The organism is Micromonospora sp. NPDC049004 (assembly GCF_040649315.1).
GTDB lineage: Bacteria > Actinomycetota > Actinomycetes > Mycobacteriales > Micromonosporaceae > Micromonospora.
Map to the genome: position 1 here is coordinate 50,024 of NZ_JBEZFG010000008.1, position 16,422 is coordinate 66,445.

A 16,422-nucleotide genomic window follows, 5' to 3' on the forward strand; every position below is an offset into this window, starting at 1 on the left:
CGGATGCCTGTGGAACCCACTGGACCACCACCGGGGAATGTCCTGTACTCTTGTCCCGTCGCACGGCACCGGCGAGATCCGGTTCCAGGCGGTGCACGATCCCCTGTAGCTCAATTGGCAGAGCAGCCGGCTGTTAACCGGCAGGTTATTGGTTCGAGTCCAATCGGGGGAGCTTCTCCACCAACGCCCGTCGGCAGCACGCCGACGGGCGTTTCTGCTGCCCCCCGCGCCTCCGCCCCCTGCCTCCGCGATCTTGCACTTACTGTCCCGGCATAAGGGGCGCTCTGCGCATATCCACGACCGAAACTGCAAGATCGGCGCGGGTTCTGAGGCCGCGACTGTGCTGGCGGGGTGGGGCCGGCGTTCGCTGCGGCAACTTCGGGGATGTTGCTGTCTCCCGCGTGCCTGAGGCAGCAACATCCCCGAAGTTGTGACGATCTTGGGGCGGCGGCGCGGCGTGCGTGGGGGGCGTGGGCGGAATGGGGGGTTTGGGCTGCTTGTGGGTCTCGTGCCCGGCAGGATGGTCGATGTCGACCTAGACTCCAGCTGCGTCGATTGATGCGTCGATTCTTGGGGTGATCGCAATGTCGGGACGAGGCGGCTTCGGCCGGGCCACACTGGTCGCGGTGGCGGTCGTGCTGGCCTGGCTGGTGATCGGCGGTGTGGCCGGCCCGTACGCCGGACGTCTCAGCGAGGTCGCCACCAACGACAACGCCGCCTTCCTGCCCACCGACGCCGAGGCGACCCGTGCCCAGGACCTCGCCGCTGGGTTCGTCGACCGGGAGACCGTGCCGGCGCTTGTCGTCTACGAGCGGTCGTCGGGGATCACCGACGTGGACCGGCAGCGGGTGAGCGCCGACGCCGCCCGCTTCGCCCAGGTGCCGGGCGTGGTCAACCCGCTGCCCCCGCCGATTCCCAGCGAGGACGGCCAAGCACTCCAGGTCGTCGTGCCGGTGGACGACGCCGAGGGCGAGGAGATCGGCTCGGTCGTCGAACAGTTGCGCGACATCGCCGGCGGCGACCGGGACGGGCTCACGGTGGACGTCGCCGGCCCGGCCGGCCTGCTCGCCGACCTGATCGAGGTCTTCTCCGCCATCGACGGGCCACTGCTGCTGGTCACGCTCGTGGTGGTGCTGATCATCCTGCTGATCGTCTACCGCAGCCCCGTTTTGTGGATCTTTCCGCTGCTGGCCGCCGGAATGTCGTACGCGCTGGCCTCGGTCTTCGTCTACCTGCTCGCGGACGCCGACATCGTCAAGCTCAACGGCCAGGCGCAGGGCATCCTCACCGTGCTGGTCTTCGGCGCCGGCACCGACTACGCGCTGCTGCTGATCGCCCGCTACCGCGAGGAGCTGCACCGGCACGACCGCCCGTGGGACGCGATGCGTGCCGCGTGGAGGGGTGCGGCTCCGGCCATCATCGCGTCCGGCGGCACGGTCATCGTCAGTCTGCTCTGCCTGCTGCTGTCCAGCCTCAACTCGAACCGGGCGCTCGGCCCGGTCGCCGCCATCGGCATCGCCGCCACCCTGCTGGTGATGCTCACCTTCCTGCCGGCGCTGCTGGTGCTCGGCGGCAGGTGGGCGTTCTGGCCCCGACGGCCCCACGTCGACCAGGCCGACCCGCGGGCCGAGCACGGCATCTGGAGTCGCATCGCCGGTTTCGTGGCCCGGCACGCCCGACCGATCTGGCTGAGCACCGCAGTCGTCCTGGCTCTCCTCACGCTCGGCCTGACGCAGCTCGGCGCCACGACCCTCGGCCAGTCCGACCTGTTCACGCAGCGCACCGACTCGGTGGACGGTCAGGACGTCATCGCCCGGCACTACCCGGCCGGCACCGGCAGCCCGGCAACCATCTTCGCCACCGAGCAGAGCGCGCGGCAGGTGGCGCAGGTGGCCCAGGGCGTACGCGGCGTCGCGGACGTCCGTCCACTCTCCAACGGCCCGCAGACCGGCCCACCCGAGCGGAATGCCCCGCCGAAGGTCGTCGACGGGCGGGTGCAGCTGGAGGCGACGCTCGCCGACCCGCCCGACAGCGATGGGGCCGAGCGGACCATCCGCGACCTGCGGGTGGCCGTACACCAGGTGCCCGGCGCGGACGCCGTCGTCGGCGGCTTCACCGCCATCAACGTGGACACCTCCGACGCCGCGAAACGCGACCAGAACGTCATCATCCCGGTGGTGCTGGTGGTCATCGCGGTGATCCTGGCCCTGCTGCTGCGGGCCCTCCTTGCTCCCGTGCTGCTCATCGGCACGGTGCTGCTCAGCTTCGCGGCGACCCTCGGTCTCTGCGCGCTGCTGTTCCGCCACGTCTTCGACTTCCCCGGCGTGGACTCGTCGTTCCCGCTGTTCGCGTTCGTCTTCCTGGTCGCCCTCGGGATCGACTACAACATCTTCCTGATGAGCCGGGTCCGCGAGGAGTCGGTCAAGCGGGGCACCCGCGCCGGTGTGCTCGCCGGCCTCGCCGTCACCGGCGGGGTGATCACCTCCGCCGGCATCGTGCTCGCCGCGACCTTCTCCGCCCTTGCCGTCCTGCCGCTGGTGGTGCTCGTCGAGCTGGGCACGGCTGTCGCGATCGGGGTACTGATCGACACGATCATCGTCCGGTCGCTGCTGGTGCCGGCGCTCGCGTACGACATCGGGCCGAAGATCTGGTGGCCGGGCCGGTTGTCCCGGGCGAACGGTGAGCGGGAGGCGCGCGATGCTGGCTGAGACCGACGTGGTGGTCGTCGGCGGCGGCCTGGCCGGCCTCGCCGCCGCCCGCCGGCTGCACCGCGCCGGCGTGCCCTGGCGCCTGCTGGAGGCCGGCGGCCGGCTGGGCGGCCGGATCGCCACCGACGTCGTGGACGGCTACCTGATCGACAGCGGTTTCCAGGTGCTCAACACGGCCTACCCGCGGCTCGGCACGCTGCTCGACACCGACCGGCTCAACCTCGGCTACTTCACGTCCGGGGTGCTGGTGCGCCGGGGCGACGACCTGCTGCGGCTGGTCAACCCGTTGCGGGAGCCGGCCGGCGGGCCGCGTACCGCGCTGGCCGGCGTGGGCTCGCTGCTCGACCGGCTGCGCTTCGCCGCGCTCGCCACCGGCTGCGCCACGCTGCCGGTGTCCCGGCTGCTCACCGCGCCGGAGACCAGCGCCGAGACGGCGTTGCGCCGCGCCGGTCTCTCCGACGCGATCATCGAGGAGCTGCTGCGGCCGTTCCTGTCCGGCGTGTTCATCGACCGGGAGCTGGCCACGTCCAGCCACGTGCTCGCGATGGTGCTGCGCTCGTTCGCCCGCGGCCGGATCGGCCTGCCCGCCGAGGGGATGGCCGCGCTGCCCCGGGCCATCGCCGACCCACTGCCCACCGACCTGCTCGACCTGGACACCCCTGTCGCGCAGGTCGCGCCCGGCCTGGTCCGCACCCAGGCCGGCGACATCCGCTGCCGGGCCGTCGTGGTCGCCGTCGACCCGCTCGCCGCGGCCGCGCTGCTGCCGGCTCTGGCGACGGTACGCATGCACAGCTACACCACGTACTACCACAGCGCGCCCGAGCCGCCGCTCGCCGAGCCGATCCTGCTCGTCGACGGCGACCGGCGGGAGATCGTCGCGAACACCGTGGTGCTCAGCAACGCCGCACGCACCTACGCGCCCGCCGGACGGCACCTCGTGGCCACGTCGGTGGTGGGTCCCACGGCCCCGCCCGAGTCGACCATCCGGGCCGAGTTGACCCGGCTGTACGGTCGATCCACCGCCGACTGGACCCACCTCACCACAGTGGTCGTTCCGGACGCGCTGCCTGCCGCGCCGCCGCCGCAGGGGCGGCTGCGCAAGCCCGTCTCGATGGGGGAGGGGCTGTTCGTGGCCGGTGACCACCGCGACAGTCCATCGATCCAGGGCGCTCTGGCCAGCGGCTGGCGTGCCGCCGGGGCGGTGCTCAAGGAGTTGCGCGCCGGCTGAGCCCGCCTCGAACGAGGGCACCGCAGCCGTAGTTGATCACCTATGATCGCCGCCATGCCCGCCCCCCTCCCGGCACCCACCTTCGATGCCGCTGCCGCGTACCCCGAGGTCAACGACCTGCGCAAGGCGCTCGACGCCGCCGACTGGCCCGCCGTCCGGGCCGTGTTCGCCGACCGGGACCCCGCCTTTCACACCCTGCTCGTCAGGGAGGCCGGCGACCACGCCGCGTCCGCGGCGTTCCTGCACCGCGTGTACGACGACGACACCACCGACCGGCTGGCGGGCACCCTGCACGGCACGCACCTCATCTGCGACGGCTGGCGGATCCGCAGCTCCTACCGGGCCCAACACGTCAGCCGGTCGCAGTTCGAGCAGTTCCACGAACACCTGCGTCGCGCCGAGCAGGTGCTCATCGACGTCACCGCCCGGTACCCCGACGACGCGGCCGCCTGGACGCAGCGGATCACCATCGCCCGGGGTCTGCAACTGGGCCAGAACGAGGCACGCCGCCGCTACGACCGGCTCGCCCAGCAGCACCCCCACCACGCCCCCGCACAGGCGGCCCTGCTCCAGCAGCTCTGCCCGAAGTGGAGCGGCGACTGGGACCGGGCCTTCGCGTTCGCCCGCGAGTGCGCGCAGGCCGCGCCCGCCGGGGCGCCCAACGCCGTGCTGGTCGCCGAGGCGCACCTGGAACGCTGGCTGGACTTCGACACCGACCGGGAGCGCACCGCGTACGTGCGCAGCGCGCCCGTCGTGGACGAGGTGATGCAGGCCGGGCAGCGATCCGTGCTGCACCCGGACTTCGTCGACCGGCCGGGCTGGGTCTGGATCCGCTCGACGTTCGCGCTGATGTTCAGCCTCACCGAGCAGTGGCCCGCCGCCGCCAGCCAGTTCACCGCCCTGGGCAACCTGGGCACCGAATACCCCTGGGCCTACGTCGACGACGCCGAGGGCTTCACGAAGTACCGCGCCAAGGCGTACGCGAAGGGTGGCCAGTCATGATCCAGCACCTGGACGTGGACGGGGTGCCCACGCTGCTCGCCCCCACCGGTGGGCCGATGCGCGCCGGGCTGACCTTCCGGGTCGGCACCGCCGACGAGACGCTCAGCCGCGCCGGCATCACCCACCTCATCGAGCACCTCGCGCTCGCACCGCTCGGCCTGGCCGACTACCACGTCAACGGCGTGACCGCCCCGGCGTTCACCATGTTCCACACCCAGGGCTCCGAGGCGGACATCGCGGCGTTCCTGACCGCCGTCTGCGGGCACCTGGCCGACCTGCCGGTGGCGCGGCTGGACGTCGAGAAGGACATCCTGCGCACCGAGTGGAGCAGCCGGGGCGCCGCCGCGATCGACGACATCCCACTGTGGCGACACGGCGCGCGGGACTTCGGGCTCAGCAGCTACCCGGAGTGGGGCCTGGGCGCGCTCACCGCCGACCACCTGCGCGAGTGGGCGGCCCGCTCGTTCACCCGGGAGAACGCGGTGCTCTGGATCGCCGGCGACCGGGTGCCCGCCGGGCTGCGCCTCGCGCTGCCCAGTGGGGTCCGGCAGCCGGTGCCGGCGGTCTCGTCGGCGCTGCCGCAGACCCCGGCGTACTTCGTCAGCGGCGCCCGCGCCGTCGTGCTCGACTCGGTGGTGCGGCGCAGCACCGCTGCGACCGTCTTCTCCGGCGTGCTCGAGCGGGAGCTGTACCGGTCGCTGCGCCAGGAGTCGGGGCTCTCCTACACCACCACCACGGGGTACGAGCCGCGCGGCGACGGGTACGCCACGCTGCGGGCGCTCGCCGACGCGCTGGCGGAGAAGCAGGACGCCGTGCTGGGCGGCTTCGTCGACGTGCTGGCGAAGCTGCGGGTCGGGCGGATCGAGCAGGCCGACCTGGACGCCACAGTCGCCAAGCGGCAGGACGTGCTCGGCACCGCCGAGGTCGACGCCGCGCGCCTGCCGGGGTACGCCCTCAACGTGTTGACCGGCGAGCCGAACCTCAGCATCGACGAGCACCGGGCCGAGCTGAAGGCCGTCAGCCTCGCCGACCTGCACCAGGTGGCCGGCGAGGTGACGTCGTCCGCGCTGCTCATGGTGCCGGGCGGTCTCCGCGCCGACTGGGCCGGCTTCGTCGCGGCCCCCACCCACTCCAGCGACACCGTCGACGGCACCACGTACGCGGCGAAGCAGGGCGCCGGCGCGCTCCGCATCGGCGTGGACGGGGTGACCTACCTGGGCACCGACGGGCCGCTGACCGTCCGGTACGCCGACTGCTCCGCGATGCTCGCCTGGCCCGACGGGGCGCGGCAACTGATCGGCGCGGACGCCATCGTGCTGCACGTCGAGCCGACGATGTTCAACCTGCACCCGGCGGCGCTTCCGGTCATCGACGCCCAGGTGCCGGCCGACCGGCACATCGCCATGCCGGCCCGCTCGCCGGACGCCATCCCGCAGCCGTCGGCAGCCGAACAGCCGGCCGCGACGCCCGCCGACCGCCCCTGGTGGGAGATCGCGGCGATCGTGGTCAGCGGCGTGGCCGTCCTGGTGGTGGGCGCGGTGAGCCTGCTGCTGACGTACGTCATGGTCGCCGCCGGCACCGAGCCGGGCGAGGAATGGTTCTGGGGCGTCATCGTGGCGGCCTGGCTGCTCACTGTTATCCTCGCGTTGCCCATCGTGCTGCTGTGGCGACGGCGGCGGGGATGAGGCGGGGCCACACCGGTGCTGGCCCGTGATCCACCGAGCGGGATAAGATCCGCGCGGTGTCGGGGCGGTAGCTCAGCCGGTTAGAGCAGGGGACTCATAATCCCTCGGTCGCGGGTTCGAGTCCCGCCCGCCCCACCAGCCAAAACGAAGATCGTTGCGCGGATGGCGCGATGCTTTGGGGGCAAACTGGGGGCGGGCCGCCGAAAATCCGCCCCCACGGGCGTGTCGAGGTGGGCACGTAAACGCCCGGTCGAGGCTGTGCAGGGCGGCACATTTCTTGGCCGTCCCGATGGTCATGGCAAGCGAGTCATGAAAGGGTGACCCGATGAGCGTCACCTTAGCTGTGAGTCACCGGGCCGGTATCCTGGGTGTCGGCTACGAGGGCCGCTGCATCGATGAGTTCGTGACCGGCCTCGCGGGCATGGGTGTGACGCGTCTAGTCGATGTCCGGATGACGCCGATCTCTCGCAAGCGTGGCTTCAGCAAGTCAGCCCTCAGTGAGGCGCTCGCCGCGCAGGGCATCAGGTACGAGCACCGCCGGGAGCTTGGTAATCCGAAGGAGAACCGCCCTGGCTTCGGCGGCAACTCCGAGGAGTTGCGATCTGCGCAGGCGGTGTATGCCTCTCGGCTGTGCCACGCTGAGTCCCTGGCGGCGCTCGACGCGCTCGCCGAGACGGCGCAACGCGAGCTGGTGGCGCTGCTATGTTTCGAGGCGGATGAGAGCCGGTGCCACCGTCAAGTCGTGATGCGCGCACTCGAAGCCCGAATGCCTATCGTTTCGGCCAGTACACGCCCAGCACGCTGAAGACATGAACGCGCTTGGCCTGGTTGCCAACGTAGAACGCGACATCACGGTCTGCCGCGCACATCTCCCCAAGGAACTTAGCCTCAAGCGCGTCCTGTGGCGCAGCATCCGAATAGCCGACGAGGCGGCGTTGCAGCGCTACCAGCTCCCAGTCGATGACGTGCTGCTTGTGTCCGTTGCAACCGCGGTCGTGGCAACGGTAGTGGTACGCCGCCTTGAAGCGGGGCGCCTGAAGCGGGGACCTGCTACGTCCGCTGAAGAGGTCCGGCTGACTCGCGTAAGCTTCGATCTTGCGCTGCTCGTCAGCCGTCCAGCCAGGGTGCGGTGTGACCTTGAGACCGCGAACCTCCTTGGGGCGCACGAGTGCCAGCGACTGCCCGTCAGCACGCTCCTGAGCATCGCGGTTGAGGCGACACATCGAATCCTCGACAGCCGGGTCAAGCAATGGCTGTCGCGACCTCCAACCGTCGAGATGGCGCTCCTTCTGGATCCTGTCCATGATCGGCTTCCAGCTCTCGCGCCGCTGATCCTGCCGCGCCGGTCTGGCATCGACGGAGATGATGTCGTACTTTTTGAACGCCTCGTCGCTATCGAGATGCCGGAAGTTGATCGGGTAGAGGCGCACCCACGTTGGTCTCAGAATGTCCGTCCGTAGGCCGCTACGCATACGGTCTCGCCGTACTTCTCCGAGGGGTTCGGTGCGGCTTTCACAGTGATCAGGAGCTGCAGCCGAACGGTGCGATCGTCAGCCGGCTTCGGGTCAGGCCCGGCTTCGCTTGAACCGAAGAGCGACATCTGCGCCATGTGCGCCTCCAGCGAGGGTGGCCGTCGGTAGTCGGACGATAACGTGAGGTATTCAGGTTCTCACGGGATCGACTGATCGACATAGAGCGCACGGTGCCGCTTGTGGTGCCAAGCGAGAGCGGTTCAAGTGGTTGTAGTGCTATGAGGTCGCCTCGACTTTGGCTAGTGGCCGCAGTCTGTTGCGATCGCCGCTCGGCATCATCGCCGCCGCAGCCGGCTCGGAAGTCGTGCTGGCGGATCCCGACGGGCGATCCCACCCGGCCTGGCTCGCGGCCATCCTCGGCAGCCGGCGCTCTTCCTGATCGGCCGCATCCGGCTGGAGCAGGTCGTCTTCAACCGGATCGCCACCCGCCGGCTCGTCGGCATCGCCGCCCTGGTCCTGCTGGGCCCGCCATTGTCCTTCGCGCCGTCACTGTTCGCCGCCATCGCCGCTGCCGTCGTCCTGCTCGGGGTCGCCCTCGCCGACGCATGACGTCGCGCAGGCTGCCCACCGGAGCCCCCGTCCCGTCGATGTAGCAGGGACAGTCCGAACAAGTAGGCGTGCTGCTCTGTGTGTCGGGCGTGGCGTCGCCGCATGGGCCTCCGCTGCCGCTGAACAGTCACACCGGCAGTCGCCAACCCGACAGACCATCGTGCCGTTGAACCGGTTGCCGCCAGCATGAACGGTCGTCGTCCGAAACGTGGGGAGCACACCGTGACCGACCAGCAGCAGCCGTACCCGCAGCAGCCCGCCCAGCCGTACGCTCAGGGCGGCCCTGTCTACCCGGCATCGCAGCAGTGGCCCGGTCAGCCTTTCGCCGGCCCCGGACCTGATGCACCGCCGCCACCTCCGGTGAAGTCGTCGCGGACGCCGCTGATCGTTGCCGCCGCCGCGTTGCTCGTCGTGCTCGTGCTGTCCCTCGGCGGGTACGCCGTCTACGACCGGTTCATCCGCGAAGACTCGGGGATCGCCGCCTGCAAGGCGATGGCGGAGAACAAGCAGATCGACGGCAGCCCGAAGGATTCCGACGCTGGTGACGACAAGCTGACGGAGGCTGAGTATCGGGAGGCGCGGAAGGTCTTCGAGGACTCCCGTTACGACAAGATCCGCGAGCACGGGACGGCGTTGATGGACCTGCTGTGGCAGGTGCAGCAGATGCCCGACGACAACGGTGGGGCGTTGGCGTTCGTGGGGCCGATGGGCACTCACGTGTCGGGGTTGCAGACGGCGTGCGCGGACGAGGGCTACATCGTCAAGATGGACGGTTGAGTCGGCGCATCGTGCCGACGATGGGTCGGGTGGCCCGGTAGTGTTCGTGGGCGGCGGCCGCCCGATCCAGGCGGTCCGCCACCCGGCCCACGTCGTCGTCGAACAGGTCGGCGTTCCGAGTGGCACGAGAGGTGCCGGCAGTTTCTCCGGAACGCGACGCGCGATTGTCAGAAGTACGCGATGGACCAGTCGAACATCCGCACCGGCAGGAGTACCAGAACGACGGTCGCGGAGACGGCGAGCAGAACGCGTACGGTGCGAAGACCTCGCCACCACGGGATGATCCAGAGCAGCAGCCACATGGCGCCCGAGATCGCCACATGCACGCCGATCACCCCGAGGCTGGTCTCCTCGCACATGTTGTCAGCGATGGCCTTCTCGCACAGCGCCGGTGGGCCGTTGTGGTCCCCGAGGTTTCCCACCAGGCCGACGATGCAGGCCAACACTGGAGCCGCCACGAGGGTGAACAGCGGCGTCACCAACCATCCAGCGAGGTCACGGCGCCGGTCCGCTAGCCGTCCCACTCGCGGAACGGTACAGCCGGACAGGCGGGTGGCGCAGCCCGTGAGATCAGCTGGGCGGTACGCCGACCGCCTCGGGGGAGGTGTGCCGTGACTGGGGGACGGCACGCTTCAGTCGCCACCAATGGAGGCCCTGGCTGGGGACGGGACTGGACCGTCACTGCCCGGCCGGGGCCTCTTCGCCCTCGAGCAGTCGGGCCAGGCCGGTCAGGCCGGGGCCGATCCTCTTGATCTGGCCGTTGAAGAGCAGATGGATCGTGCCCTCGGCGTCCATGGCCATGCTGGCGTGCCCGTCGTGCTCCTCGCCGATCGGGTAGAGCTGACCGGCCGTGGGTCCGGCGAGGCTGTCGAACCATCCCTTCTGACCGAGGCACAGCAGTGGGTCGAGGCGTACGCCGATGCGGGCGGAGTCCCGACCGGGACCGCTCGCCGGCACGACCAGACCACCGAACTCGGTCAGGAAGGCACGAGCGGGAGCGTGCATGGCGAAGCCCTCCGGGGCGAGCCCCGACTCCCATTCGCCGACATCGACCCGGCGGCGTGGCGTCCAACCTGCCATCCTGAGTGTCTGGGCCGCACGGTCCGGCAGTGCGCGGTCGTCTCCCCGCATCACAGCAGCTCCCTCAGGTCGAACTCGTTGCGCAACGCCTTACAACTGTTGCAGCACGGGTTGTGCGCGCCATGGCCGGGGTTGCCCGGAGCGCGAATCCGCGCGGCGCCGATCGCACCACCGCGCGGGTCGACGCCACGGTCCAGCAGCTTCGACAACGACTGCGGTAGCGCACAGTTTCCGTGCCACGGCGCGCGAAGGTTCTGCGGTACGCGGTCGAGCGCGCCGGCCACCTCGCGCACGCATCGTGTCGGCGAGCACCCTTGTCGATCCTGTACGGGTCCGTCGACGCCACCTCAACCCCCGGATCCGCGCTCTGCCGTGCCTCACGCAGATTTAGGAGACGGAGTCACTTCCTGCCGTCCGTGAATGGGAGCGGTGACAGCGTCACCGGCGGCCGTCCACGACGGACAACGCCCGCTAGGCCGGCTGGGCCCTCGGGTGGTGAACCAGGCCGCCGATTCTGGCGACGATGCCGTCCGGGGTCCGTGTCGCCGTGGCGAGGACGGCTGACGGACGATCGAGCGTGTCACCCTGGTGAACGGCGATGTCGCTGTCGCGGGACGTGTCGAGCAGGTGGGCGGCGAGGCAGCCGACGCTGTTGGCGTTGACGATGTCCTCGTCCACGCCTATCGCGGGGGCGAACATGCGGGCGGTGGCTGGTTCCGCGGTCGGCGCGAGCACGTAGGCGAAGCAGCCGAGATAGCCGAGCCGGCGACACTCGGCTGCCAGCCGGGCGACGTCGGGCCGCATCGCTGACAGCGTCCGGCGTTCCCGGACCCGGACGAGGAGCCGGGGCGTGCCCGGCGAGGCGACCCGCAGGTCGTCGGCGACGATGTCGCCAGGCGTCAGACCGAGGGCTGCGATGACGGCGCTGTCGGCGCTGTCGGTCGGATCGGCGCGGTCCGACAGCGCGATGACGCCCTGCTCGAACCAGACTTCGATGCCGTCGCGGCGGCGGGTGGCGGTCACGGCGACGGTGCGGCCGCCGGTGCTCTGGTGGCCGCGGTGCTCGGTGGCGCCGGCGCGGTGCAGCAGGACGGCCTGCGCGGCGATGGTGCCGTGGCCGCAGTTGCGGAGTTCTCCCTCGCCCGTGAAGAACCGTACGCGGGGCGGGCCCACGCCGCTGCTGTCGACGAACGCGGTGTGGGACGCGCCGACCGTCGATGCCACAGCGCGCCGTTCCTCGTCGGTGCGGCTGGCATCGTCGAGCACGACCGCGGTGGGGCTGCCGCCGCGCCCGTCGCGGGTGCAGGCGTCCACCACGATCACCCGTGGGCCGCGCATCAGGCCATGACGTCGGCGAAGCGAGGGGCACCCGGCTCGAGGTCGACCCGGGCGGCGCGGGCGGCGAAGCAGATCGCGTGGTACCAGCCGCAGAGCAGCAGCAGGTCGAGCACCTGCGGCTCGTCCAGCACCTCGCGGGCGGACTGCCACAGGCTGTCGTCGATGTCCGACGAGTCGTGCAGGGCGTCCACCACCTGGATGAGCGCCCGTTCGCGACCGGTGGTCCAGCACGCGTCGTCCGGCACGCCGTCGGTGAGCGAGGCGATCTCGGGGCGGGTGAGCCCGGCGCGGTGGGCGAAGACCATCAGGTGGACGCCCCACTCGTACTCGCAGCGGCAGCGCGCGCAGGTGCGAAGGATGACGATCTCCCGTTCGCGAAGCGTCAGGGACAGGTGCCGACCGAGTTCGTATCGGCCCCACTGACTCATCGCGACTGTCATCGGCAGGTTCTTGGCGTACGTGCGGAACAGAGCGATCGGTGGCACGCCGGTCGGCATCATGGTGGCGAGCTGTGCTGCCACGTCGGCCGTGAACGGCGCGTCGAGCGGAGCTATGCGAGCCATGGTCACCTCCCGCGACTACGGGTGCCACCGCACCATAGCGATTCGATTTTAGAAGCGCCAGGGTTGCGCTGTGCTAGAGCGCGCCGTCCTCGGTCATGGCGGAGGCCCACTGGTCGGACCAGCGGACGAGTGGGCGCAGGGCCTGACAGGCGTCGTGGCCGAGCTCGGTGAGGGCGTAGGTCGTGTCCGGTTGCTGCGCGACGAGACGGGCGTCGAGCAGTTCGGTGAGCCGTTGCCGCAGAACGCTGGAGGACATGTCGTCGCAGCGCTCCCGCAGCGCACGGAACCCGACCGGCCCATGGCGCAACTCCCAGACGATCCGCAGGTTCCAGCGCCGCCCGAACAGGTCGAGGGCTGCCATCAGTGGGCGCCCGGTGCTCGATCCTCGTACCCGTCGTCCCGGCCTGGGCGTCGTCATCGCCTGTGCCGCCCCTCTCGATGCTTCGATCTCCGACACAGTAACCACGCGTCGGGACAGTGCCGGCCGCGAGCATCCCGGTGGGGCCGTTCGATCCGGCGGCCCGGCGTAGCGTCGAATCCGTGCCGAGCCGTTCGTAGTACAGACAGGAGGCGGTCGGAGGAGACCGCCGGGACGAGGGAGTCGTGTCATGCCGCGGTACCTGATTTCGTTCAACGAGGGCGCGATGGACCACATCCCCGCCGAGGACTGGCCCGACGTCGGCAAGGCCTCGCACGCGGTGGTCGAGGAGGCAGTGAACGCGGGCGTCTGGGTGTTCGGCGGCGGACTGGAGAGGCAGCAGGCCAGCATCGTGGCCACTGACGGAACGGTCACCGACGGTCCCTACCCGGAGACCAGGGAGGTCGTCGGCGGGTTCTCGGTCGTCGACGTGCCCACCCGCGAGGACGCGCTGGCGTGGGCTGCCAGGATCGCCGCCTCGTGCCGGTGTGCGCAGGACGTCCGGGAGCTCATGCCCGATCCCGAGACGGACGCGATGATCCGCGAGGCCGCCCGTCGCGGCTGACGTCCCGACGAGGCTGATCGAGGACCCGCGCGACCAGCTAGGACGGCACGCCGGGCGACACCCGCGTCGGCCCGTACACCGGGCGGTCAGGCGTCGTGTCCATTGCGCGACGAACGGATCGAGCCTGCGGCCTGCGGATTTAGCCTGATTCGGTGATGTCGATGGCTGGCGCGGGCGTACGCGTCCGGCTGCTCGGCCCGGTGGAGGTGGTTGCCGCCGACGGCCCGCAGGCGGTGAACGGGTTGCGCCGCAAGGCGGTACTGGCGACGTTGGCGCTGCACGCGGGCCGGGTCGTGAGCGTCGACCGGCTCATCGACGTGGTCTGGGGCGAGCGGATGCCGGCCACCGCGGAGAACACGCTCCAGCGCCACGTCTCCTACCTGCGTGGGGTGCTCGGCGAGCCCGGATCGATAGTGGCGCGTCGGCCCGGTTACGTGCTCAACACCGGGCCGGAGTCCACGGACGTCCAGGTCGCCGAGCACCTCCTGGAACTGGCCCGCCGCGCGACGGACCGGGCCGAGCAGGTGACCCACTTGACGGAGGCGGTGGCACTGTGGCGCGGCCCGCCGCTGGCCGACGTGGCCGGGTCCGCCTGGCTCGAGGAGCAGGCCGAGCACCTGGCACGCCTGCGGTTGGAGGCCGAACGCGCGCTCGCCGAGGCCCGGCTGTCGGTCGGTGAACACGCCCGGCTCGTCCCCGGGTTGGAACGCCTCGTCCGGCAGCATCCCTTCGACGAGCACCTGCACGCGCAGCTGATGCTCGCCCTGTACCGGGACGGCCGGCAGGGCGAGGCGGTCACCACGTACCGGCGGTTGCGCGCCGCCCTGCGGGACAACCTCGGCATCGACCCCAGTCCGCGGCTACGGGATCTGGAGCGCGCCATCCTGCGCCAGGACACCGCGATCGCCGCGCCCGCGCCCGCGCCAGCGGCGACGGCTCGGCCGGTGGCGGCGCAGTTGCCTCCCGGAGTACCGACGTTCACCGGACGCGACGCGGAACTCGCCACCCTGGACGCGCTCGTCGACTCCGGTGGCGCCGTGGTGGTGTCCGGCACCGCGGGCGTCGGCAAGACCGCGCTCGCCGTGCACTGGGCGCACCGCGCGGCCGCGCGCTTCCCCGACGGCCAGCTCTACGTCAACCTGCGCGGCTTCGACCCGGCGGCCACCCCCACCGAACCGGCGCGAGCGCTGCACGGATTCCTGGAGGCGCTCGGCGTTCCGGCGGCGCGGATGCCCAGCGACGAGGATCTGATGGTGAGCGCGTACCGCACGGCGGTGGCTGGCAAGCGCCTGCTGGTGGTGTTGGACAACGCGCGCGACGCGGAACAGGTCCGACCGCTGCTGCCCGGCTCACCCGACTGCCTGGCGGTCATCACCAGCCGGGACCAGCTCACCCCGCTGGTCGTCACCGAGAGCGCCCAGCCGGTGATCCTGGACCTGCTGAGCCCCGACGAAGCCCGCCACCTGCTGGTCCGCCGGCTCGGGGCGCACCAGGTCGCCGCCGAACCCGCCGCTGCCGACGACATCGCCCACCGTTGCGCGGGGCTGCCCCTCGCGCTGGCCATCGTCGCGGCCCGAGCCGCCACCAACAGGCGTCTCTCCCTGGCCGCCGTGGCCGGTGAGCTGGGCGACCTGAACGCTTTCCACGGCGGCGACGAGGCCACCGACGTCCGGGCGGTGTTCTCCTGGTCGTGCCGAACGCTCAGCCCGCAAGCGGTCCGGCTGTTCCGGCTGCTGAGCCTGCATCCCGGCCCGGACATCTGCGCCCCGGCCGTGGCCAGCCTCGCCGGCGTCGCCCCGGCGGCGACCGGTCCGCTGCTCACCGAGCTGACCAGGGCGAACCTCCTCACCGAGCACACCTACGGGCGGTACGCGTTCCACGACCTGCTGCGCGCGTACGCGGCCAGCCTCGCCGACGACGCGGACTCACCGGCCGACCGGCGCGACGCCGTGCACCGGTTGCTGGACCACTGCCTGCGCGCGGCACACGCCGCGGACCTCGCACTGCACCCGCACTTCAGCGAGATCAGTCTCCCGCCGCCCCGGCCCGACGTGACGCCGGAGAACCCCAGGAGCAGGTCGGCGGCCACGGCGTGGTTCACCGCCGAGGTCCCCGTCCTGCTCGCCGCCGTCCCGCTCGCGGCGCGGTCCGGGTTCGAGGGGCACGCCTGGCGGCTCGCCTGGGCCATGGCCGGCTTCCTGCACCGGCAGGGGCACTGGCAGGACTGGCTCGGTACGCAGCGGATCGCCCTCGCCGCCGCGTCCCGCATCGGCGACCGGGCCGGGCAGGGCCACGCCCACCGCAGCCTCGGCCTCGCCTGCTCCCGGCTCCGGCGGTACGACGAGGCCGACGACCACCTGCGGCGCGCGCTCGACCTGTTCACCGCTGTCGGTGACGACGCCGGGCGGGCACACACCTGCCTCAACCTCGGTCAGCTGGCCGAGCGGCAGGGGCGGCACCAGCAGGCGCTCAGCCACTCCCGGCGGGCGCTGACGCTGTTCCGGCGGGCCGGGAACCGTGCCGGGCAGGGGTACACCCTCAACGCGGTGGGTTGGCAGGAAGGGCTGCTCGGCAACCACCACCGGGCCCTCACGTCGTGCGGCGAGGCGCTGCGGGTGTTGCAGGAGGTGGACGACGTGCAGGGACAGGCCGACACGTGGGACAGCCTCGGCCACGCCCATCACCAGCTCGGCGACGACCGGCGGGCGGTCGCCTGCTACGAGCACGCACTCGAACTCTTCGCGCAGGTCCACGACCGGTACGCGGTAGCGAGCACGTACGTCAATCTGGGCGGCAGCCACCGGGCGCTCGCCGACCTGGGCGCCGCCCGTGCCGCGTGGCGCCGCGCCCTGAGCATCCTCGACGACCTCGGCGACGCCGACGCCGACTCGCTGCGTGCCGACCTCGAACAGCTCGACGGCACCCGGCTGTCCTGACGCCCCGCGCTTTCAGCGCCGTTTCCGGGCCGTTTCAGCCC

Annotated in this window: 15 protein-coding genes and 2 tRNA genes; 10 read left to right on the forward strand and 7 right to left on the reverse strand. The window is 71.3% G+C overall.

Going from position 1 to position 16,422, the window contains the following annotated elements; translation table 11 throughout:
* Window positions 1–99: 99 nt before the first annotated feature.
* The 7 genes from AB0B97_RS23285 to AB0B97_RS23315 all read left to right on the forward strand — a co-directional run bounded on the left by AB0B97_RS23285 (window position 100) and on the right by AB0B97_RS23315 (window position 7,428).
* Window positions 100–172, forward strand: a tRNA-Asn gene (locus AB0B97_RS23285).
* A 412-nt stretch (window positions 173–584) separates the two neighbouring features.
* Entirely contained in the window at window positions 585–2,708 is a 2,124-nt protein-coding gene (locus AB0B97_RS23290) for an MMPL family transporter (protein WP_357496352.1), read from the forward strand.
* Window positions 2,698–3,936: an FAD-dependent oxidoreductase gene (locus tag AB0B97_RS23295; protein ID WP_357496354.1), complete on the forward strand. Its 1,239-nt coding sequence runs from the start codon at window positions 2,698–2,700 to the stop codon at window positions 3,934–3,936. The genes AB0B97_RS23290 and AB0B97_RS23295 overlap by 11 nt, the downstream gene beginning before the upstream one ends.
* A 54-nt stretch (window positions 3,937–3,990) precedes the next feature.
* Window positions 3,991–4,938 (forward strand): hypothetical protein, encoded by a 948-nt coding sequence (locus AB0B97_RS23300; protein ID WP_357496356.1) that lies wholly within the window; start codon window positions 3,991–3,993, stop codon window positions 4,936–4,938.
* Window positions 4,935–6,623: an insulinase family protein gene (locus tag AB0B97_RS23305; RefSeq protein WP_357496358.1), complete on the forward strand. Its 1,689-nt coding sequence runs from the start codon at window positions 4,935–4,937 to the stop codon at window positions 6,621–6,623. Before AB0B97_RS23300 ends, AB0B97_RS23305 begins: the two co-directional genes overlap by 4 nt.
* Before the next feature lie 61 nt (window positions 6,624–6,684).
* Window positions 6,685–6,761: transfer RNA gene (locus AB0B97_RS23310), tRNA-Ile, on the forward strand.
* A gap of 187 nt (window positions 6,762–6,948) precedes the next feature.
* Window positions 6,949–7,428: a DUF488 domain-containing protein gene (locus tag AB0B97_RS23315; RefSeq protein ID WP_357496360.1), complete on the forward strand. Its 480-nt coding sequence runs from the start codon at window positions 6,949–6,951 to the stop codon at window positions 7,426–7,428.
* Here the strand turns inward: AB0B97_RS23315 and AB0B97_RS23320 are convergent.
* Window positions 7,394–8,053 (reverse strand): hypothetical protein, encoded by a 660-nt coding sequence (locus AB0B97_RS23320; RefSeq protein ID WP_357496362.1) that lies wholly within the window; start codon window positions 8,051–8,053, stop codon window positions 7,394–7,396. The two genes, AB0B97_RS23315 and AB0B97_RS23320, sit on opposite strands and share 35 nt — an antisense overlap.
* 873 nt (window positions 8,054–8,926) lie before the next feature.
* Between AB0B97_RS23320 and AB0B97_RS23325 the strand changes: the two genes are divergently transcribed.
* Entirely contained in the window at window positions 8,927–9,481 is a 555-nt protein-coding gene (locus AB0B97_RS23325; RefSeq protein ID WP_357496364.1) for a hypothetical protein, read from the forward strand.
* A 167-nt stretch (window positions 9,482–9,648) separates the two neighbouring features.
* Here AB0B97_RS23325 and AB0B97_RS23330 read toward each other — a convergent pair whose 3' ends face one another.
* From AB0B97_RS23330 to AB0B97_RS23355, 6 genes are all read right to left on the reverse strand, one after another.
* A complete protein-coding gene (locus tag AB0B97_RS23330; protein ID WP_357496366.1) occupies window positions 9,649–10,005 on the reverse strand; it encodes a hypothetical protein in 357 nt (118 codons plus the stop codon).
* Window positions 10,006–10,159: 154 nt separating this feature from the next.
* On the reverse strand, window positions 10,160–10,612 hold the full coding sequence (locus AB0B97_RS23335; protein ID WP_357496368.1) for an SUKH-3 domain-containing protein: 453 nt from the start codon (window positions 10,610–10,612) through the stop codon (window positions 10,160–10,162).
* Window positions 10,612–10,854, reverse strand: a complete 243-nt coding sequence (locus AB0B97_RS23340) for a hypothetical protein (RefSeq protein ID WP_357496370.1) — start codon at window positions 10,852–10,854, stop codon at window positions 10,612–10,614. Before AB0B97_RS23340 ends, AB0B97_RS23335 begins: the two co-directional genes overlap by 1 nt.
* A 178-nt stretch (window positions 10,855–11,032) precedes the next feature.
* A complete protein-coding gene (locus tag AB0B97_RS23345; RefSeq protein ID WP_357496372.1) occupies window positions 11,033–11,899 on the reverse strand; it encodes a PhzF family phenazine biosynthesis isomerase in 867 nt (288 codons plus the stop codon).
* Complete coding sequence (locus tag AB0B97_RS23350; RefSeq protein WP_357496374.1) at window positions 11,899–12,462, reverse strand: carboxymuconolactone decarboxylase family protein; 564 nt, start codon at window positions 12,460–12,462, stop codon at window positions 11,899–11,901. The genes AB0B97_RS23345 and AB0B97_RS23350 overlap by 1 nt, the downstream gene beginning before the upstream one ends.
* Window positions 12,463–12,535: 73 nt before the next feature.
* On the reverse strand, window positions 12,536–12,823 hold the full coding sequence (locus tag AB0B97_RS23355) for a helix-turn-helix domain-containing protein (protein WP_357496376.1): 288 nt from the start codon (window positions 12,821–12,823) through the stop codon (window positions 12,536–12,538).
* Window positions 12,824–13,070: 247 nt separating this feature from the next.
* Here AB0B97_RS23355 and AB0B97_RS23360 point away from each other — a divergent pair, with 247 nt between their 5' ends.
* Both AB0B97_RS23360 and AB0B97_RS23365 read left to right on the forward strand, forming a co-directional pair.
* Window positions 13,071–13,445 carry a YciI family protein gene (locus tag AB0B97_RS23360; RefSeq protein WP_357496378.1) on the forward strand — a complete coding sequence of 125 codons (375 nt, stop codon included), beginning with the start codon at window positions 13,071–13,073 and terminating at the stop codon, window positions 13,443–13,445.
* A 155-nt stretch (window positions 13,446–13,600) separates the two neighbouring features.
* Window positions 13,601–16,381: a BTAD domain-containing putative transcriptional regulator gene (locus AB0B97_RS23365; RefSeq protein WP_357496793.1), complete on the forward strand. Its 2,781-nt coding sequence runs from the start codon at window positions 13,601–13,603 to the stop codon at window positions 16,379–16,381.
* Window positions 16,382–16,422: the final 41 nt, after the last annotated feature.